This is a genomic window from Halococcoides cellulosivorans (assembly GCF_003058365.1).
In the GTDB taxonomy this organism is placed as follows: Archaea; Halobacteriota; Halobacteria; order Halobacteriales; family Haloarculaceae; genus Halococcoides; species Halococcoides cellulosivorans.
Window position 1 is genome coordinate 2,063,906 of the sequence record NZ_CP028858.1, and the last position, 18,715, is coordinate 2,082,620.

16 protein-coding genes are annotated in these 18,715 nt (G+C 66.7%); 6 read left to right on the forward strand and 10 right to left on the reverse strand.

Annotated features, from left to right (window positions below):
• Positions 1-30 precede the first annotated feature (30 nt).
• From HARCEL1_RS10320 to HARCEL1_RS10335, 4 genes are all read right to left on the reverse strand, one after another.
• Positions 31-2,040: a twin-arginine translocation signal domain-containing protein gene (locus HARCEL1_RS10320; protein WP_108383187.1), complete on the reverse strand. Its 2,010-nt coding sequence runs from the start codon at positions 2,038-2,040 to the stop codon at positions 31-33.
• A gap of 275 nt (positions 2,041-2,315) precedes the next feature.
• Positions 2,316-3,605: a hypothetical protein gene (locus tag HARCEL1_RS10325; protein ID WP_108383190.1), complete on the reverse strand. Its 1,290-nt coding sequence runs from the start codon at positions 3,603-3,605 to the stop codon at positions 2,316-2,318.
• Entirely contained in the window at positions 3,598-4,566 is a 969-nt protein-coding gene (locus HARCEL1_RS10330; RefSeq protein ID WP_108383193.1) for a DUF7345 domain-containing protein, read from the reverse strand. The genes HARCEL1_RS10325 and HARCEL1_RS10330 overlap by 8 nt, the downstream gene beginning before the upstream one ends.
• 260 nt (positions 4,567-4,826) lie before the next feature.
• The gene (locus HARCEL1_RS10335; protein WP_108383195.1) at positions 4,827-5,942 is read right to left on the reverse strand and encodes a putative sodium/potassium/calcium exchanger; all 1,116 of its coding nucleotides are present in this window, start codon (positions 5,940-5,942) and stop codon (positions 4,827-4,829) included.
• Between the two features lie 207 nt (positions 5,943-6,149).
• On the opposite strand from HARCEL1_RS10335, the gene HARCEL1_RS10340 reads away from it, so the two are divergent.
• Complete coding sequence (locus HARCEL1_RS10340; RefSeq protein WP_108383197.1) at positions 6,150-6,755, forward strand: MBL fold metallo-hydrolase; 606 nt, start codon at positions 6,150-6,152, stop codon at positions 6,753-6,755.
• A gap of 49 nt (positions 6,756-6,804) precedes the next feature.
• Here HARCEL1_RS10340 and HARCEL1_RS10345 read toward each other — a convergent pair whose 3' ends face one another.
• The 3 genes from HARCEL1_RS10345 to HARCEL1_RS10355 are packed head-to-tail and all read right to left on the reverse strand — an operon-like array spanning position 6,805 to position 10,021.
• Positions 6,805-6,954: a 50S ribosomal protein L40e gene (locus tag HARCEL1_RS10345; RefSeq protein WP_108383199.1), complete on the reverse strand. Its 150-nt coding sequence runs from the start codon at positions 6,952-6,954 to the stop codon at positions 6,805-6,807.
• A 39-nt stretch (positions 6,955-6,993) separates the two neighbouring features.
• Entirely contained in the window at positions 6,994-8,430 is a 1,437-nt protein-coding gene (locus HARCEL1_RS10350) for an MATE family efflux transporter (protein WP_108383201.1), read from the reverse strand.
• Positions 8,431-8,470: 40 nt separating this feature from the next.
• Positions 8,471-10,021, reverse strand: coding sequence for a tryptophan--tRNA ligase (locus HARCEL1_RS10355; protein ID WP_108383203.1), 1,551 nt, complete (start codon positions 10,019-10,021; stop codon positions 8,471-8,473).
• A 51-nt stretch (positions 10,022-10,072) separates the two neighbouring features.
• Here HARCEL1_RS10355 and HARCEL1_RS10360 point away from each other — a divergent pair, with 51 nt between their 5' ends.
• Positions 10,073-10,531 carry a cyclophilin-like family protein gene (locus HARCEL1_RS10360; protein WP_233357329.1) on the forward strand — a complete coding sequence of 153 codons (459 nt, stop codon included), beginning with the start codon at positions 10,073-10,075 and terminating at the stop codon, positions 10,529-10,531.
• Here HARCEL1_RS10360 and endA read toward each other — a convergent pair.
• A complete protein-coding gene (gene endA, locus HARCEL1_RS10365) occupies positions 10,521-11,528 on the reverse strand; it encodes a tRNA-intron lyase (protein WP_108383205.1) in 1,008 nt (335 codons plus the stop codon). The two genes, HARCEL1_RS10360 and endA, sit on opposite strands and share 11 nt — an antisense overlap.
• Before the next feature lie 122 nt (positions 11,529-11,650).
• On the opposite strand from endA, the gene HARCEL1_RS10370 reads away from it, so the two are divergent.
• Positions 11,651-12,019, forward strand: coding sequence for a hypothetical protein (locus HARCEL1_RS10370; RefSeq protein WP_108383206.1), 369 nt, complete (start codon positions 11,651-11,653; stop codon positions 12,017-12,019).
• On the opposite strand, the gene HARCEL1_RS10375 is transcribed toward HARCEL1_RS10370, so the two are convergent.
• Positions 12,004-12,495, reverse strand: a complete 492-nt coding sequence (locus tag HARCEL1_RS10375; protein WP_108383208.1) for a DUF367 family protein — start codon at positions 12,493-12,495, stop codon at positions 12,004-12,006. The genes HARCEL1_RS10370 and HARCEL1_RS10375 overlap by 16 nt on opposite strands.
• 80 nt (positions 12,496-12,575) lie before the next feature.
• On the opposite strand from HARCEL1_RS10375, the gene HARCEL1_RS10380 reads away from it, so the two are divergent.
• The 3 genes from HARCEL1_RS10380 (at position 12,576) to HARCEL1_RS10390 (ending at position 14,388) form a co-directional block, all read left to right on the forward strand.
• The gene (locus HARCEL1_RS10380) at positions 12,576-12,905 is read left to right on the forward strand and encodes a nuclear transport factor 2 family protein (protein ID WP_108383210.1); all 330 of its coding nucleotides are present in this window, start codon (positions 12,576-12,578) and stop codon (positions 12,903-12,905) included.
• A gap of 80 nt (positions 12,906-12,985) precedes the next feature.
• Positions 12,986-13,789 (forward strand): 3-hydroxyacyl-CoA dehydrogenase family protein, encoded by an 804-nt coding sequence (locus HARCEL1_RS10385; protein WP_108383213.1) that lies wholly within the window; start codon positions 12,986-12,988, stop codon positions 13,787-13,789.
• Positions 13,786-14,388: a DUF2391 domain-containing protein gene (locus tag HARCEL1_RS10390; protein WP_233357330.1), complete on the forward strand. Its 603-nt coding sequence runs from the start codon at positions 13,786-13,788 to the stop codon at positions 14,386-14,388. The genes HARCEL1_RS10385 and HARCEL1_RS10390 overlap by 4 nt, the downstream gene beginning before the upstream one ends.
• A 186-nt stretch (positions 14,389-14,574) precedes the next feature.
• On the opposite strand, the gene HARCEL1_RS10395 is transcribed toward HARCEL1_RS10390, so the two are convergent.
• The gene (locus tag HARCEL1_RS10395) at positions 14,575-18,540 is read right to left on the reverse strand and encodes a DUF7827 domain-containing protein (protein ID WP_159077091.1); all 3,966 of its coding nucleotides are present in this window, start codon (positions 18,538-18,540) and stop codon (positions 14,575-14,577) included.
• Positions 18,541-18,715: the final 175 nt, after the last annotated feature.

Below are 18,715 nucleotides of genomic sequence, written 5' to 3' on the forward strand. Positions count from 1 at the left end.
GGTGATTAATTGGCTTTCACAGCGGTGAGATCAGAAGAAGTACGCCCTCATCACAGTGACAGCGTCTTCGAGCGAGATGTCACCAATCAGGTAGTCACCCTTGGCCTCCATGACTTCGGAGGGCTGGAGCTCGTCTTTGGGCTCTTTGATCTGCATGTACTGCTCGACGATGCCAGGTTCCGGATCGGTCGGCGTCGGTTCCGGATCGGTCGGCGTCGGTTCCGGATCGGTCGGCGTCGGGTCGGTGCCCTCGACCGTGAGCTGACCGTCCTCGGTCCCGGAGATAGCCGACTCACCGGTCCGACGGTCGCTCGTGACCATCGCGTCGGACAGCGACAGCGTCACGGTACCGTCGGCGTCGGCGGCCTGCAGGTCGACGGTCGCGAGGACGACCTGCGATTCGGACTCACCGACCACTTTGTTGGTGTCTCCGACTTTCAGGAAGGCACTGCTGCCGTCGGAGGCGACCGTTTTGTCGACGAAGTCCGGATCGGTCTCGCTCAGAGCGGGACTCACGTCGGAGATCGTCGCGAGCGAGGTGTCGGAGACCTCGACGGTGAAGTCGAACCCGGAGACACCCATGGGCGCGCTGTCCATGACGACCTCCGCGGTCGTGGTCTCGCCAGCGGACACGCTGCCGGCGACGACCCGCAGCGGAACCTGATCGAGCGGGGTCTCCGTCGTGGTCTCTTCGGGCGTGGGCTCCTCGGTCGTCGTCTCTTCGGGCGTGCCGTCGGAGATCGTCGCCGTCCCGAAGCCGGGCGCGAGGTCGATCTCGTCACCGTCGCTGTTCTGCAGTGTGCCGATCTCGGTCGAGAGCGAGGCCGTCCCGCTGCCCGTGCTCACGAGGTTGACCGTCGCCAGTTCGACGTCGGTCGCACCCGCACCGAACTCGCCGGCCGAGTCGCTCGCCTTGATCGTGACCGCCGACGCGTCCGATGAGACACTCGTGGAGCTGACAGTGGAGAACGCCGACGGGTACGTCGCGGAGTCCGTTCCGCGCCCGGTGGCGACCTCGACGACGCTCGTGTCGCTGAGCGAGACAGTCATCTCGTACCCCGAGAGCCCGTTCGGCGCTTCGGTCAGCGTCAGGGTCGCGCCGTAGCCCGAGTCGGTCTCGGCCAGGTCGACGTCGATCGTCGGCATGTCGACGGACCCGTCTGTCGTCGTCTCCGTCTCCGTCGGCGTTTCAGTATCCGTCGGCGTTTCAGTATCCGTCGGCGTTTCAGTATCCGTCGGCGTTTCAGTATCCGTCGGCGTTTCAGTATCCGTCGGCGTTTCAGTATCCGTCGGCGTTTCAGTATCCGTCGGCGTCTGGTCAGGGCCGATGACCTCGGTGGACGTGGACCCGGACTCGTTCGTCAGCATCATCGACTCGACGGTGTACGTGCTCTCGTCGTACCCACCCTTGTAGGCGTCGTCGAGGTCGGCCGGATACTCCCAACTCGTCTTCGTGGACCCATCGGGCGCCGAGGAGAGGTTGTTGACCTCGACACCGATGTTGGCGGTCCCCGTTCCCGCGTGGTTGACCGTGAACTCCACCATCTCGATGCCCGTGTCGCCGGGCCAGATCTCGTAGCCGAAGTCGAGCGTTCGACCGGACACACTCCCCGGCCCGTCGATCGTCACGAACGGCGACGATGTGTCGTCAGTGTTGTATTCTCCCCAGAGCTTGCCGAGGTCGATCGGATCGGAGTCCTCGTTGATCGTGACCGACGAGAAGACGAACTCCTCGTCGATGGTCGCCACGTCGGTGTCGTCCGACGTGAAGGTGAGGTTGAAACCGGCGAGGCCAGCGGGCGCGTGCGAGAGTTCGACCTGCACCGTCGTCGAACCCCCGGTACCCTCCTGAACGACCGTCGGAGTCAGTTCGACGGTCGGTTTCTCGGCGCCGCTGACGGTCGAGACAGCTGCCGTGCCCCCAATGGTCAGCAGTGCCCCCGCACCGGCTGTCGTCTTCAAGAACTCGCGACGGTTCTGTCGCGAGCCGCGTTCGGGTGTCTGTTCCACAGAATCGATCGACTGAGTTTGTTCTGTCATGGTCCGTGTTTCACCGCGTGAGCCAGATGACGGCGTGTCACCAACCCACGTGATCGGTTTTCCCCTGTGACCCCCACGATTAGACCGACGGTGGGGTATACTTTCGATTAAGGGGCCGGAACAAAAAATTTTTTCGCATGATTCCTCCGACTATCACGTTGACCAACTTGATTCCTCCCACTGGGGAGATATATTCAGCCATTGTATCGGAAGAATTTTTCCGAAATGCAGTCGCCAGCAACTGAAACGAAGTCGGGGTCCTCACGCGAGTGCGATCAGGCCGTGTCGCTCGACACCGTTTCGTTCGACACGGGGTCCGCGAGCTCCGGGTGAAGCTCCTCGACACCGGGATCGCCGCTGAACCCGGTTTCGCCCTGCTCGGAAGCGGAGTCCTCGTCATCCGGATCGACGCCAGAGTCGCCCTCCTCGTCCGGATCGGCGGTTGAGTCGTCGTCCTCGGCGTCCGGATCGGCACGAGAGTCGCCCTCGTCGGCGTCGTCTCCGAACGCGGGGTCAGGACCGGCGCCCGGTGGGCCAGCGCCGTCCGCGGAGTCGTCGGCGTCCCAATCATCGTCGAAATCGTCTCGGGTGTCCTCACTCGACGGATCGGCAGGCGCGTCGGAGTCGTCGCCGTCCCGATCATCGTCGAAATCGTCTCGGGCGTCCTCACTCGACGGATCGGCGGGCGCGTCGGAGTCGGCGGGGTCGGCCGGAACCACGTTCGAGTCGGGCCCGTCCGGGTCGTCCCGATCGCCGGTCTCCCAGCCGTCTGCGGGCGGTGATCCACGGTGCTCGTGTCCGCGATCCGCCGACTCCGCGTCGTCCGATTCGTCGTCGCGGTCGTCGCTTCCCGCCGACCGGTTCGTTCCGGGCCGATCGTCGGACTCGTCGGCCCACGGGTCGGGCCACTCGTCACTCCAGGGCGCGTCCGAAACCGTCTCGACGCCGCGGTCGGGGCCGGTCGCTGTCGACTGACGCGCGGGCGTCGATCGTCCGGACTGATCGCTCCAGTCCCTGTCGGCGGCCGACCCGCTCCCGGGCAATTCGCGCACGATGCGATCGGACTCCGTTTCGTCGACCGCCGACCGCTCGACGAGATGGCGGAGTGCGTTCGCGCGGGCCGCACTGGCGGTCATCTTGACTCTGTAGACCGACGCAGGGACCGACCCCGAGGCGTACCCATCACGGGTTCGGTTCCAGTCTGCGGACAGATTTCTGGCGTCCCGTTCGAGCGCGGCCAGGTGGGCCCGGCGGACGCGCTCGCGAGCGGCCGGCGAGTCCGCCCGGTCGAGGTCCTCTTCGAGCAGCGCTTCCTGATAGGATTGGGACGTTCGAGCCTCCTGAACGGCGATCGCTGACGACACGAACGCACCGGGCGGAGCGGCCTCCGTGGCCGACGCGTTCGACGCTGCAGTCGCGTTCGGCGCGGGAGACGACGCCGACGGGTCGGCTGCCGACACCCCACCGATCGCGCCCACTGTCGCGACGATCACCACGGCGACGACGGCCCACGTGCTCAGCGCGGCGATCGACGGACGGCGTTCGATTGCGTCGGTCTCAATCATCGGTGTGCTCCTGGGCGGTGATAACGTTCTCGCGGCCGAGTCTGAACACCTCGATCGTCCCCGCCTCGGCCAGTCGGCGGACGACTTTGCTGGTCTTCGAATCGCCCCAGCCACACTCCTCCGCGAGCACCTGCTGTTTCACGCGGCCGTCGTGGCGCTCCAGGACCCACTGCACGTGTTCTTCGTTGCTCAGCGGCGTCGGCGGCTGATCGGCCGGATCCTCGGTGGTCGTCGCGGCGGACGACTCGCTATCCTCGGCCCCAGCCTCGCGATTCCGGCGGCGGCGCACGACCGTGATCGATCCCACGCCGACGCTGACGGCGACCAGGCCCGCGACGCTCGGAAGAGGGGGTGGGCCGCCTTCGCTCGCGGTGAAGACGATCTGCGGTTCGGAGGCATCGAACCGACCGCCGGTCCAGACCAGCGCACCGTCCTCGCGGTCATCGGGCGCTGGGTCGACACGCTCGATTTCGTAGCCCGCCGGCGCCTCGACGGTCAGTTGCGTCCGTGGGCCGATGTAGAATCCGCGCAGCGGTTCACCCGCGTGGACGGTCGAATCGTCGACGACCGCGAAGCCCGACCACTCGAAGCGGTGGACCACCAGCCCCGCCTCCCGGGGCACCGACTGGCGGCGTGCATCGACGGAGACGGACTCGACGGCCATCGATCGGCCAGTCGCGTTCTCGACCGCCCCGACAGTCCGTTCGACGTCCGACCGGACGGATCCGACGTAGTTCGACCGGTCCGCAACGAGGCGATCCTGCAGGCGATCGAACGCCGCCGATCGGTTCTCCGTCCCGAGGCGATAGTGATACTCGACCGTCCAGATCGCAGTGCCGTTGGGCTGGACCTCGACGGTGATCCGAACCTCGTCCGCCGAGAGGGCGTCCGAACCGCCGGCCTGGCCGGCCGCGATGCTCGCAGACCCACCAGCGACGACGATCAGCGTAACCAGAGCCATCACTCTGGCCCGGTGCCAGCCCCCCACGATACACCTATATTCGGTCTCTATCGATGAAAAATTCATTGGTACTCTGTAGAATATTGACGGCTTCGCGCCCGACCCGCGCCGGACAGATCGCGCAGATCGGCCTCGCCAGAACCGGGCCGCACCGTTCGTGTCTGAAATGGCGTCATTCTGTGTACGGAAAGGGGAATCCACCGGGACCGGCCGTGGTCCCGGAGAGGGTGACCGGTGGGTGCCGCTCAACCTGTGGATCCTTACGCGAGCGTCGCGTTCACGCCGTCCGGCAGGTCGGACTCGTTGCCACCGAGGTCCGTCTCGTTGCCGTCAGGCATCTCGATTTCTTCGTCGGACTCGTCGTCCTCGGGCGTCTCGACCTCAGGCGTCTCCTCGGACTCGTCGTCTTCGGGCGTCTCGACCTCAGGCGTCTCCTCGGACTCGTTGTCGTCGGGCGTCTCGACCTCAGGCGTCTCCTCGGACTCGTTGTCGTCGGGCGTCTCGACCTCAGGCGTCTCCTCGGACTCGTTGTCGTCGGGCGTCTCGACCTCAGGTGCGTCCTCGGAGGGGTTGTCCGCCCAGGGCTCCTCGTCGTCGGAGTCGTTGTCTTCCCAGGGGTTCTCGGGAGCCTCGTCGTTTTCGTCCTCGTCTTCAGCGTCCTCGGACTCGTTTTCGTCGTCCCAGGGCGCTTCGGGAGCCTCGTCGGACTCGTTCTCGTCGTCGTCGAACTCAGGCGCCTCGCCGTCGTCAGCCCACGGCGGTGCGCTGTCGTCTTCGGACTCGTTCGCGTCCTCGGAGTCGTTCTCCTCGCCCGCCCACGGCGGGGCGTGGCTGTCGTCGGTGTCGTCGTCCTCGACGTCGAATCGGTCGCTCCAGGTCCAGTCGGGGCCCGCGTCGTCAGACTCGTTCTCGTCGGACTCGTTCGCCTCGTCAGCCTTCTCCTGGGCCCAGGCGCGACGGTCCTCGGCGTCCTCGGACCAGTTCATCTCGTCGGGTTTCTCCGCGGACCAGTTGTGAGCGAACTCGGGCTTCTCGCTCTCCGAGTCCTCGTCGGCGGATTCGTTCTCCTCAGCGTCCGGCGCGTCGTCGTCCGGTGCCTCGACGTCTGGCGTCTCGACGTCCTCGGGGTCCGGTGTCTCCGCGTCTTCCTCGGACTCGTTGTCCTCGTCCGTCTCAGCCTCGTCAGGGACCTCGGTCTCGTCGTCCCAGAAGTCGAAGCCCGCGTCCGTCGCGTTCGCGTCGGCGTTCGTTGCGTTCTCGGCCCAGATGCCGTCGGGGTCGGCTGCCGTGACACCCGCCCCCGCAGCGGCCACGAGCAAGAGCGTGACCAGTGCGACCGCCCGTCCGAACCGTTTCGTCGTTTGTTTCGCAGACATTGCATCCGATTTTACACGGTCGTACCCCATATAAAATGGAGTCCGTCGCAGTGGGTCCACGCCAGTTTCGGACCGTTCAAAACCCAAAATTATGCCCGTTAGAGCGGATTTTACTCTGTCGCACCGTGAACTATCCCCAACTTTTAAGTGTAGTTCTCGCAGGGTCGGCGACCCAAACGCCAAGGACACACGGCATCGACACGACCTATGGCCGTCACGAACCTCACTGCCGACGCGGACGTGTTCACCTCGAACGCCTTTCTGGTGACCGGCGCGGAGACCACCCTCGTCGATCCGGGCGCCGACCCAGCGATCGTCGACGCGCTCCGCGCGCGAGTCGACACGCTCGATCGGATCGTCGTGACCCACCAGGACAGCGATCACGTCGACCAACTCGGTGCGGTCGTCGAGGCGTTCGATCCCGCGGTGTACACCGCCGCCGAGCACCCCCACCGGACGCACACACTCGCAAGCGGTGACGAACTCCTCGTCGGTGACGAGACGGTGCGCGTCGTCGAAACACCGGGCCACGCCGACGATCACGTCTCGCTGGTCGGTTCGGACGCGCTGTACAGCGGCGACGTGGTGGTGTACGCCGACGGCGCGTTCGACGACGGCAGTTTCGGCCGGACCGACCGCCCGTATCAGTCCCGCGAACGACTCATCGAGTCGATCGAGCGACTGATCGACGTGACGCCCGCGAGCGTCGCGGCGCTCTATCCGGGCCACGGGCCGAGTTACGAGGGGGACGTTCGAGCGGTCCTCGACCGAGCGCTCGAACGGGCCGAGCGACGCGAACCGAAATACGACTGACGACGCAAAGAACAGCGCAGGGACTCACAGCGGTGACGACCGGAGCCGATCAGGTCGAACGCGATTCCGTGGCTTTCGGGCGCAGACGACCGTAGCCACACTTGCGGCAGCGATCTGCCTTCTTGGGATTTCGCGCGTTGCATTTCATGCAGATCATCTTTTCGAGCGTCCGTTCGGTCGCGGGGCCGAATGCTGGCATGCGCCGGGATAGCGGACCCGTCGGAATAGGCGTTTCGAGTCAGTCGGGCCGATACTGCCGGCTGATCGCCCGCCACTTCCCGGTCGCGAACCGCGAATAGTTGATCGCCGCGGGGATGACGGTCTCCGCGAGGAAGGCCAGATACAGGCCGAGAACGCCCAGCGGCGTGATCGCACCGAGATACGCCAGCGGGAGCGCGACGACGATCGTCCCGATCGCCTTCGAGATGAACGGCCAGACGGTGTCGCCGGTCGCGTCGAGCGCACCAGCGATCGCGCTCGCGACCCCCTGGGGGACGATCGCGAGACAGGCCGCATAGACCAGTGCGACGGCGATCGGGATCGCTGGATCGCCCCGTTCGACGAACAGGCCGACGATCGGACGCGCGAACAGCGCGACCAGCCCCGCCGCGACGACGTACGTCCCGACCGAGAAGATCGTGATCTCACGGCCGTACGCCGCCGCCTGCTCTTCCTCGTCGGTGCCCAGATGCTGGCCGACCAGACTCGACGCCGCGAGGCCAAAGCCCCACCCCGGCGTATTGAGGAGGCCCCAGATCCGCCGCGCGACGACGTAGGCGGTCAGCGTCGCCGGGCCGAACAGCGTCACGATCGCGAGCATCGGAAAGCGCGCGACCGTCCAGGTGGCGTTCCGACCGACGGCGGGCGTCCCGATCGAGACGATGTCGTGAATCGTTCCGACGAGGAGATAGCGGCCGCGCGGAGAGACCTGGACCGGCAGCGCCCCGATCAGGGGAAGCCACCCGAGAGCGATCCCAACCGCGAAGGTCGTGGCGACGAGGGCGTTCGCGAGCACGGTCGCCCCCGCCGCACCGACGACACCCAGCGCCGGGGCGGGCCCCAGCCCGAAGATCAACACGGCGTTGAGCCCGACGTTCAGCGTCGCGCCCGCCGTCCGGATCAGCATCGGCGTCCGCGCGTCGTTGGCCCCGATGAGGACGCGACTCGCGATCAGGCTCAGGCCGGCGAAGGGGACGCCCAGCGCGACGACCCGGAGATAGCTCGCGCCGTAGGCGATCGTCGTCGGATCCGAGCCGAGGACGGCGATCAGCGGGCGGGCGAAGAGGCCAAAGACGAGCGCGAGTGGAATCGTCGCGACGAGGACCGTAACCGCACTCGCGCGCACGGCCTCACCCAGCGCCTCGGGATCGTCGGCCCCGAACCGCTGGCTGACGAGGGCGATCGTCCCGCTCGCGAGGCCGCCGCCGACCGCGAAGGTGAGCCCCCAGTACGGCCCGGCGTACCCGAGCCCGTTGATCGCGAGCGAGCCGACGCCGATGCCGACCATCGCCGCGTCCGCGGCGTTCTTCGACATCCGCGCGATGCCGGTGACGACGCGCGGCCAGGCCAGATCGGTCGTCCGCCGCGCGCGGTGGGCGTCGATCAGACCGAGTCGAGAGAGAGCACGGCCGACGAGGTGGATCGCGAGCCAGACGGGGTTGGCGTAGCGGTACACGCAGGTTGCGCTTGCCCCCAGAAAACGAAAGGCGTGGTGGTTACCGGCGACTCGAGGTTTGTTCGATGTCCAGTTCGTCGAGCCGATCGGCCCACTCGTCGCGCTTGTCCTGATGGTCGTCGAGGAACGCCTCCATCAGGTCGGCAGCCTGCTGTTTGCAGCCACCACACAGCCGATCCCCGCCGAGACACTCCTCGTAGACCTCGGTCGCCAACGCGTCGTCGTCACCCGCGAGCAGGTAGGCGTACAGTTCGTAGACCGGACAGTCGTCAGGTTCGCCACCGAGTTCGCGCTGTTCTTCGGCGGTCGTCCGTCCCCCCGTCGTCGCGGAGAGCACCTTGTCTTTGCCCGATTCGGGGGGTTCGAGCAGCGAGATGTGACTCGCGGGCTCCGAAGAGGACATCTTCCCACCGGTCAGCCCGGTCATGAACCGGTGATAGATCGAGGAGGGCAGTTGGAAGCCGTGCCCGCCGTGGTCGAGTTCGAGTTCGCGGGCGAGGGTTTCGGCAGCCCCGTGGTCCATCTCGAAGGCGTCGACGTGGGCGTCGTAAACGCGTTTCTCGCCGTCGATGGATTCGACGAGCGCCTCGAAGGCCTCGTCGGTCGCGTTGCGATCGAGAAAGCGCACGCGCGGGCGGAGCGGTTCCTTGCCCGCCTCGTTGAGCATCGTGATCACCCGATCGCGGACGGCGTCGTGGCCCTGACGGTCGGTTTCGAGCAGGCGGGCCGCGTCCTCACACCGCACGGTCGCGTCGGGATCGCGCGCGATAAGCGTCTCGTAAGCGTCGGCGAGGATCGCGCGCTCGTCGTCGTCGGTCGCGAAACTCGCGTACGCCTCGGTCACGCCGAAAAATCGAGTGCGCGCGGCCAGATCGCGCGCCAACCGGATGTGGGGGTCCTGGTCGGGCCCGACGGGGATCACCGTCGGCTTCGGTGCGTCGAGTTGCGGATAGAGGATGTCGGCCATCTGGGTGAGGACGCTCTGGACGTGGCTGACCTCGGTGTCGCCACCGAATCCGTAGATCGCGTCGAGTTCCGAGAGGTTGGCCTCCGCGCCCAACTCGAAGGCGAGATCCTGAAGTGCGCGGTTCTCGGACTGCCGATACAGCGTGCCGTCCTCGGGGTCGAACCCCAGCGCGAGCAGGCTGAGCAGGTAGTTTTTCGTGTGCTCGTCGATTGCGGCCCAGGAGAGCCCGCGGGCGGCGTTGGCCTCCAGGTCCGCGATCACGGCGTAGGCGTCCCCGCCCTGCTCCTGGTGCCAGATGATCTCGTCGAAGACGAGTTTGTGCCCGATGTGCGGGTCGCCGGTCGGCATGAATCCCGAGAGCACGGCGAAGGGATCGTCCTCGCGCATGGCACGCGCGACCGGGCGGTAGTCGCGCTGCCCGAAGATGACGCCCCGGCGCATCAGATAGTGTGGCTCCGGAACCGCGTCGAGGAGCGCGTCGAACGCCTCGATGCCGAACTCCTCGAACAGTTTGCGGTAGTCCGCGATCGTCGAGGAGCCCCAGGGGTCGAGCGTGACGTCGTCGGCCCCGGTCGTGCCCCCGTCAGTGCGTGCGTCGGTCGGAGTCCCAGTGTCCTCAGTCATGGCGACGGTGAGAGTGTCGGTACTCGGGTCCCGGCGAGTAAATAGACGACGATGGTCGTCGGCCCGGACTGGGCGGCCCCGGCGGTCGCACGCCTCGCGGACGACCGATCGATTGAGGGCGATCGCGTCCGGACCGCCGGTATGGCCGATCTCACCGTCCAGGTCGCAGACCACGACCTCGACGCCGACTGGGTCGATCAGAACGCCGCGCTGCGTGACGCACTCGCAGCGGCGAGTCCGGTCGGCGGGCGGGCGACACGCTGGGGCGCAGAACTGTACGTCGGCGTTCCCCTCGACGCCGAGGCGGCGGCGACGGCGACGATCGTCGACCCCGGAACGGTCGCGTACTGGCCGACCGGCGACGCGCTCTGTCTGTTCTGGGGGCCGACGCCCGCGAGCGACGACGACCGCCCGCAGGCCGCCGGACCGGTCGCGCCGCTGGCCCGTCTTCGCGATATCGACCCGCTGGCGGCGATCGACGGCGACGCGACGCTGACCGTCAGGGTGTGAGCCGCTCGATCGCGAGCCACTCGACGCTGTCCGGACGCGGCGTCTCCGGATCGACGAGCGCGTACACCATCGTCTTCCGGACGCCGTGGGCCATCCGGACGTCGAGCGCCAGATCCCGCGGCGCGACCGGGCGGTCGGCGGGCCGCACCCGCACCAGCCACTCCGAGTGGCCCAGATTATCGACGGACTCGATCGACGCATAGCTCCGGAAGTCCGCGCCGAATTTGTATCCTGTTTTGGGGGCGATCCCCGCCGATCGAAGCGCGCGATACGCCGCGAGACGGCGCTCGAAGCGGTCGCCCTCCAGGTCGCGCCCGACCGCGCGGAGACGAGCGTCGGGGTCCGCGTGCTCGGCCAGCGCCAGTCGATCGGTCGCCGCGAGATGCGTCGCTTCGAGGATCGAGAGGCCGATGCCGTCGAGCCCACCCGGCAGGGGCTGGCCGTAAAAGGATGGGTCGTAGACGCCCGCTGGCGGCTCAGCCACGAGGACGCGATCCTCGACGAGACGGCCCGCGAGCGACGTCTCGACGCGATCGACCGATCCCGCGGGGTCGCGCGTCGTGCACTCGATATAGGAGACCTCGCCGTCCTCGTCGACGACGGCGAGCACGCCCGGTGTGGGGGCGACGGTCTCGCGCTCCCCGACCACGTCGATCCGGTAGGCGACCGCGTCGTCCCAGGGGCCCGATCCACGGGGGTAGACCACGAACGCCGCGCGCTCGTCGAGGAGTCGGCCCGGCGTGAGATAGAAGCCCCGGTCGCGCAGGTCGGCGTACACCGCAAACTCCGCGAGTGAGACCCGCTCGGTGGCCAACAGGTCCCGCACCCCGAGCCCGTCGATCCGATCGACGTCACCGCGGGCGAGCAGGTGAGCGGCCTCGACCGGCGCGAGCACGAGACTCCCGTCGTCGGAGCGGCCGTACGCGCGCGTGTCGTGAAATCGCTCGCGAGCCTCGCGACCACCCCGGACGAGACCGTCCGCGAACCGCAGGTTCATACGCCGACTGACCCGCCCGCCCGGAAAACGGTTGCGAGCGCCGCTCGGCCTGGACCGTCACGGCCCGTGAACTGCCAGCACACTCCAAGCACTCTTGAGGGGGCAGATCCTGATATGAACCAATGGGCAGAGGGCGAGCAGTCTCGGAGTCTGCGGCGGACGCCCTCGGCGCAGTCGTCGGACTCGCGGCGTTCGGGACTGTCCTCGCGTTCGCCGCGGAACTGACCGGCGTGCCGACCGGTGGCCCCGATCCGGCGACCGCCGGCCTGACGGCGCTGATCGTCGCGACGCTCGCCGGGGCCGCCCGATCGCGCCTGCGCAGCGAACGAGACGCGACCGGGGTGTACCTCGTCGCGACCGGCGGGCTGATCACGTTCACACTCGCGCCGTCGGACTCGCTCGTCGAGTGGGCAGCGGTGGCCGTGCTGGCTGTCGCCGGACTCACACTGCTCACGGAGGGCATCCGCGACGCCAATCAGTCCACGAGGTAGTCGTCCTGGACGGCGACGACTGCACTCGAATCCGCACAGTCGGCGTACCGTTCGAGCGGTTCGGCGTTGAGTTCGAGAAACGTCTCGCCCCACCGGACCGCTTCGAGCACGCGCTCGGCCTGATCGCGCTGACCGAGGATGACGAGTGCGGCCGCGAGCGCCTCGACGGTCGTCAACTCGAAGGGGTGTCCGAAGTTGACCGGGTTCGCGGCGACGAGAAAGGGCAGCGCACGCCGTTCGCCCGGCAGGTCGTAGGCCTCGCGCTCGGCGGTCTCCCACGAGCAGTCGAGTGCGACGAGTCGGTCCCAGTCGGCATCGGTCGGTGAGAGGGCCTGCTCGGCGTGAGGATCGAGGACGATCCCCGGCGGGACCGATCCCGGGCGACGATGGAGGTCGACCCTATCGTCCCGGTCGAGCGCCCGCGCCGTGCACTTCTCGGGGTCGTCGTCGCCCTCGTACCGGACGTGAAGCTCCACGGGACGGTTAACGGCCGATCGATCAAAGGCCCGTCGGAGCGACATCGTGGGCTATTCCCCGCTCGCCGGGAACTCCCGGTATGACCGCCCACCGCGACCGCGCCCGGGCGTACTACCGGGCGCTCGACGACGGCGACTACGACCGCCTGGAGACGCTGCTCGCGCCCGGATTCACCCACGACCGACCCGATCAGCGGATCGAGGGGCGCGATCGGTTCGTCACGTTCATGCGCTCAGAGCGACCCCGCACCGACACCAGCCACCCGATCGACGCGGTCTTCGAGGGGCCCGACGGCGTCGTTGCGACTGGACGGCTGGAGACCGACGACGGCGATCGAATCGCCGCGTTCGCCGATCGATTCACCTTCGAGGACGGGCGAATCGCGTCGATTCGAACCTACACGCGGTAGCGCGGACTGGCGTCGAGTCGGCGTATCGGACCCCCGCCACCTGCACAATAGTTAACCGCGGTCGGGTCGCCTGTGGGCACATGTCGATAGCCGTTCTCGGGACTGGTCCGCTCGCCCGGCGGATCGCCGCGGCCGCCATCGAAGCCGGGCGATCGGTCGCGCTGTTCGGAGATCCAAACGCCGTCGTCGACGCGATCGAACACCTCGACGCTGGCGACAGCGCCGACGGGACGACGGATCTCGACGCCGCCGTCGACGGCGCGGACGTCGTCGTCGACACGCGCGAGCACGACGACGCCCAGCGCGCGCTCGCGACCGTCGAGGAATCCGCCGCGGACGACGCGACGCTCGTCGTCGTGAGCGAGGGGTCGATCACCGCCGCCGCGGCGGGCTGTCGTGACCCCGGTCGCGTGATGGGGCTGACGGAACTCGACGCCGCAGACGCGATCGAACTGGTCGCGACCGACCACACCGATCCCGACGTCCAGGAGACGACCCAGGCGCTGTTCGAGGAGTTCGGGGTCGTCGTCCCGGTCCAGGACGTCCCCGGCCGGGTCGGCCACCGCCTCGAACTCGCGCTCGAACACGAAGCCATGCTCGCACTCGAAGACGGCGTCGCGACGCCGGCGGACATCGACCGGGCGATGGAGACTGCCTACGGACACGGCGAGGGCCCGCTGGCGACCGCCGACCGCGTCGGCCTGGACGATCGCTTAGAGACGCTCGAATCGCTCGCGGACTACCTGGGCAGTCGGTTCGAGCCGCCCGCGATCTTGCGTGAACGGGTCGAATCGGGCGCCACAGGGCGATCGGCTGGCCAGGGATTTTACGCCTACGAGGACGGTGAGCGCGTCGAACTCGCTCCCGGAGACGAGTCACCGTGACCGCCGACCGCGAAGATCCGGGTGGCAACGAGGCCCATCGAGACGACGACGACGACGACGAGCGCCCCGATTTCGCGGATCTGTACGACGAACTCGCCGCCCTGGAGGGCGTCGTCGACGACCCCGAAGAGCGCGAACGGGTCCGCGAGGCGATGGCAACGGCCGTGGAGGCACAGCCCACTGGTCAGTTCGGTCGGGTCGTCTACGGCTTTACGACGCGTGACGCCGCCCAGTCGGTGATGGGCGCAGCGGTGTTCGGCTTCCCGATGCTCGTCGAGGACGGCACCCGCGACATCGGGCGATTCCTCGCGGGCCATCCCCCGCTGTTGGTCGGCACGGCGCTCGCGGGGCTGGCACTCGTGATCGGAATTCTGTACGTCGCAGACATTCAGGCGGTGCGAATCCATCGGCCGATCCTGGGCGTGATCCCGCGGAAACTGCTCGGCGTCGTCGCCGTCTCGCTGTTCGTCGCCGTCGTCGGCATGCTCGGGTGGGGCCGCGTCGATCCCGACACCCCCCGCGTCGCGATCGGCCAGATCCTCACCGCGTGGGTCCCGATGGGCGTCGGGGCCGCCCTCGGTGACATCGTGCCAGGGTAAGTAGACGACGGGACGAGGGTTCGACCGAGACCGGACGCCCGAGTGACGGACCGGGACGACGATCGAAATCACCGACGACTGCCACCACTGACGGCAGCGAGCGATCGTCGTCAGAGGGGTGTCGCTCCCGGGTCAGTGTGCCACACGAAAAACAGTCGGTCGAACCCACCGAGAGGGCCAGGCCGATCAGACCATCTCGAACAGCGCGAGCACGTCCTGTAGACCGACGACACCGTCACCGTCGAAATCGAAATACTGGACGTTGTTCTGGACGGCGTCCGACGTGGTGTTCTGGAACAGTGCGTTCACGTCGGGGAAGTTCAGGTCACCGTCGCCCGAGACGTCTTCGTACAGGCCGTCGCCGTCGGGGTCGGTCGGGGCCGGGTCGGTCGGCCAGTCGAGGCCGGACGAGACGGTCGCACGCTCCGAGACCGGCGATCCGTCGGCGTTCTCGTAGGCCCCGTCGCCGTCGTACTGTTCGTTCCCGTTCGCGTCGGTGTGGGCGACGGCGTAGACCGTCTCGCCCTCGCTGACCCCATCGACGGGGATTTCGACACCGGAGTGGTGACCGGGATCGAGATATCCGGAGACACCGGCGAATGAACCGGTGGCGCTGCCAGTCTTGACGACCACGAAGCCACCCTCGGACAGATTGACGCCCTCGACCGTGACGGTGTCCGCTGTCGTCGTCACACCATCGAAGGCAGCCACCGGACGGCCGATTTCGTCCTCGTACGCCGCGTAGACATCCGGTTCGATCACCGAGACGGTGTATTCCTGTCCGCGGGATCCATCAGAGAAGTCGACCTGACCCGACCAGGTCCCGTCGGCCTGGACGGTCGCGGTGAACTCAGTCTCTACCGAGGGCGAATACGGCGTCGACTGAGACTCCAGGGCAATCGTTAGCTCCGTTCCGGGGGCGAAATTTGTGGTCCCGGAGATGGTCTGACCCGGGGCCGCAGAGACGTCATTCTGGTCGAACTCGACGGTCGGGGACTCCATTTCGAAGGCCTGCTCGACGGTCACGTCGTTCTCGTCGGACGTCGCGAGAGTGTCGGTAGTGTCACCAGCGTTGACGGTGAACGTCGGGACGCGCTGGTCACCGTCTGCGACGCCGTCGAAGGCCGACGTGTCCATCAGGACGTACAGCGTGCCGTCGTCCTGGTTCGGAATGACCGTCAGAGCAGCCGTGTTGGCCGACAGGTTGACGGTGTTGTCTTCGTACATATTACTGACGCCTTCCTCGACCGTGAAGTTCAGACTGTCCACGTTCTCGTCGAGAGAGATCAACATCTCTGCGTACGTGTTTCCGGGCTGAGCTTCGAGCGCACCGAAGATACCCGTCGCTTCGAGTTCGGCGACCGCGTAGTCGCCCTCGGTGATGAGTCGACTCTCGGTGAGGTGATCCTCGGAAATAGCGGTTGCGACATCATCGGCAGTCTCGATGTCGGCATCGTTTGGGGCCGTCCAGACGTTCATCCCGGTCGTCGTTCGCGGCTCGACGTTCAGTCTGCCGACACCATACTCGCCTACGAAGCGGTCTCCACTGGCGTTGTACGCCTCGTGGACAGCCACTGTGTAAGCGTACGAGCGCTCGAGTCCAGTCCCGAGTGCACCACTGAAGGTCCCATACTGATCGTCGAACCTCCGAACCTCGTCGGCACCGATCGCCTCGATTCCACTGCTCTCGAGAGTATCGGCGGCAGCGGTGAACGTATTCACGCGTAGCGTAACCTGCCCGTCGCCATCAACGTCTTCGACACGGACGACGCGTTCCCAGCCCGCGTACTCACTCCCGAGACGGACCGAGACACGGTCGTTGTCGCCCACTTCGATCGGGATCGTCGCGACATCGCCCTTAGCGACCGTCGCATTCTCGACGGCGAGTGAGCCCGATCCGGGAGCCAGTCTCGTCCGGTCGGTCACCCTGAATGTATCCGTCTGGACCGCCGCGGCAGGTTCTTCGAGCCGAGGGACAAACACACTCTCCTCTGGAATCGCGAATTCGAAGAGCGAATCGCCCGAGAGCGACCTGGCCTCGGGGTCCATCACCACATAGACTGTCTCGTTGTCGTAATCCGTGGCAACGTGTGCCCCGTCGGATTCGAGATCGATCCGATCGTCGACCGGATTCGTGACGTCGGCCCGCTTCGGCCCGAATTCGACGACATCGTCAGCGACGAGTGACGCGAACCGATCGGCGGTAGTCTCACCGTCAGCAGCTCGAATCGCTCCCTCCAGCCCGGAGGCTTCGATCTTCACGACCGCCGTTCGATTCTCGAGAGTCGGCCATTCTTTGACCCGTCTCTCCGGACGGGAAGACTCGACTGCCGACACCGAATCGAGTGTCACGCTGGTCGGCGTCGTCCACATCGACAGGTCGTGAGTGCTGCGCTCGTAGACGCGCATGACCGTGCTGTCAGTGTCCCCGCCGAGTTCGTAGTTGCTTGTGTCGAAGGTGCTGCCCGCACGAACGTCGTGGCTCTTTGCGCCGCCACCGACGAGGACAGGCTCGTCGAAGTCCGAGCTGTTGTACCAGACGTTCTCGACGGAGTCGTCGTCGTCAGCCGTCCAGAACTTATCGTCCATGCTCGCGTCGTGGTCGAGCATGTTGTAGGTGTTGGCTTCGAGGATGACCTCACCGTCGTCACTCCCGTCGTTGACTTCGACGATGGTTCGGAAACCGGCACCGTCCATCCTCCCGATCGCGACGTACGCGGTGTCGGTCGAATCGAGTTCGACCGGGATCGACGCGACGTCACCACGGTCGACGTCGGACGTGTCCGGCAGTTCGACACTCGCAGTAGATTCGATCGTGACCGATGCGGTGTCTGTGGCAGCCGAATCGACCACGTCGAACGTGAACGTGTACTCGCCAGGGGCGACATCACTCGCCTCGACGTCGGCGTCCAGCGAACCCCCGGAGACGTTGACAGTCGTGCCGCCGAAAATGCGCTCGATTTCGGCGTCAGTCGCATCGGGTGAGGAGATCTCGACAGAGTAGATGGCTCGATTGGAGGTCAGCGTCATCGAAGCAGTCTCGCCGGTCGTGACGCTGTCCTCGTCGAACGACGTCGAGAGCCCCTGATCGACCACCGAGAACGACGCGTCCGAGACGCTCGCGTCCTCGGACGCGTCCCCATCCGCATCGAACGCGAAGAGGTCGGTCTTGGTCCGTCCGATCACGTACTCGCCCTGGCCGCCGATATCGGTCTCGGTGTCGAGAAGTCGAGTCCCGTCCGCGTCGATCAGGACCTCGGAGACCAGCGTGCCGACGGTATCGTCCTCGACGGTGTAGATCCGAACGACGTCGTCCGACCCGCTGGCGACCGACCCGCTGTCGAAAGAGACGGTCTGACCGGTCCAATACCGTTGGCCCGACGTCAGGAAGCGCGCCGCTGCGACCTCGTCGGTGGAGGGTTCGACCGTAATCGAGACGGTCGCGGACGCAGACGTGTCGGTCACGTCGAAGGTGAACGAGTAGTCGCCGGGGTCGAGCCCGGAGAGGTCGGCGTTCAGATCGTCAGTATTCGACAGCCCGGTCACCGTGATGGTGTCGTCGTTCCCGATGACGGCGTCACCATTGCCCGCGAAGATACTCGCGAGTTCAGCCGACGATACATCGTTCGCGGAGATATCGAGGTCGAAGCCCGCCCGGTTGGTGGAGATGTCTATGGTCGTGCTCTCGCCGTTCTCTAGAACACTGTCGCTTGCAGACGCCGTGAAGGCCTGAGAAAGCACGCTGAACTCGCTGTCAGTGACGCTCCCGCTGGCCGTCACCGCTCCGTCGGTGAACTGGACGGCCGTGCCCGTCTCGTTCGTGACGACGAACGAGTTCGAATCGTGGTCTGTCAGATCGGCCGTGTCGATCAAGGCCGCTCCAGATGCGTCGAGGGCAATCTCGGTCACGAAGTCGCCCCACTCGCCGTCCTCGCTCGTAAACACGGCCCAGGTGGCGTTCGCGTGCTCGGTGGGGTCCGCGTCGATCCGGACCGTCTGCCCCTCCCAGTACACCTGCCCACTCGTCAGATTCGCGTCCGCGTCAGTCTCGTCGACGGCCGTCGCATCGGCCGCCGCCGGTGTCGCGGCCACGCCCGCTCCGATCACCGCGAGTGCGACCAAAGCGATCATCGCCCACCGCCGGCCGCTCATGAGCGATCACCCAGTCTCTCGGTTTCCAGTCTTCGCGCCGATTCGTCTGTTGGGGAACACAACTCCATGTGGACTATTGGTCACGCCAAGAGACTCATAATTCTATCGGTACTCCTGGAAAACGATTCGGCCAGAGTGTGACAAACTACACGCGGGCGTCGGTATCGGGCCAGTG

What these genes read in the sequence shown, in the direction of transcription:
- HARCEL1_RS10380 (WP_108383210.1), top strand. Translation starts at nt 12,576, where the DNA reads ATGACCGCCCACCGCGACCGCGCCCGGGCGTACTACCGGGCGCTCGAC.
- HARCEL1_RS10340 (WP_108383197.1), top strand. Translation starts at nt 6,150, where the DNA reads ATGGCCGTCACGAACCTCACTGCCGACGCGGACGTGTTCACCTCGAAC.
- HARCEL1_RS10335 (WP_108383195.1), bottom strand. Translation starts at nt 5,942, where the DNA reads ATGTCTGCGAAACAAACGACGAAACGGTTCGGACGGGCGGTCGCACTG.
- HARCEL1_RS10370 (WP_108383206.1), top strand. Translation starts at nt 11,651, where the DNA reads ATGGGCAGAGGGCGAGCAGTCTCGGAGTCTGCGGCGGACGCCCTCGGC.
- HARCEL1_RS10395 (WP_159077091.1), bottom strand. Translation starts at nt 18,540, where the DNA reads ATGAGCGGCCGGCGGTGGGCGATGATCGCTTTGGTCGCACTCGCGGTG.
- HARCEL1_RS10355 (WP_108383203.1), bottom strand. Translation starts at nt 10,021, where the DNA reads ATGACTGAGGACACTGGGACTCCGACCGACGCACGCACTGACGGGGGC.
- endA (WP_108383205.1), bottom strand. Translation starts at nt 11,528, where the DNA reads ATGAACCTGCGGTTCGCGGACGGTCTCGTCCGGGGTGGTCGCGAGGCT.
- HARCEL1_RS10330 (WP_108383193.1), bottom strand. Translation starts at nt 4,566, where the DNA reads ATGGCTCTGGTTACGCTGATCGTCGTCGCTGGTGGGTCTGCGAGCATC.
- HARCEL1_RS10325 (WP_108383190.1), bottom strand. Translation starts at nt 3,605, where the DNA reads ATGATTGAGACCGACGCAATCGAACGCCGTCCGTCGATCGCCGCGCTG.
- HARCEL1_RS10385 (WP_108383213.1), top strand. Translation starts at nt 12,986, where the DNA reads ATGTCGATAGCCGTTCTCGGGACTGGTCCGCTCGCCCGGCGGATCGCC.
- HARCEL1_RS10360 (WP_233357329.1), top strand. Translation starts at nt 10,073, where the DNA reads ATGGTCGTCGGCCCGGACTGGGCGGCCCCGGCGGTCGCACGCCTCGCG.
- HARCEL1_RS10320 (WP_108383187.1), bottom strand. Translation starts at nt 2,040, where the DNA reads ATGACAGAACAAACTCAGTCGATCGATTCTGTGGAACAGACACCCGAA.
- HARCEL1_RS10345 (WP_108383199.1), bottom strand. Translation starts at nt 6,954, where the DNA reads ATGCCAGCATTCGGCCCCGCGACCGAACGGACGCTCGAAAAGATGATC.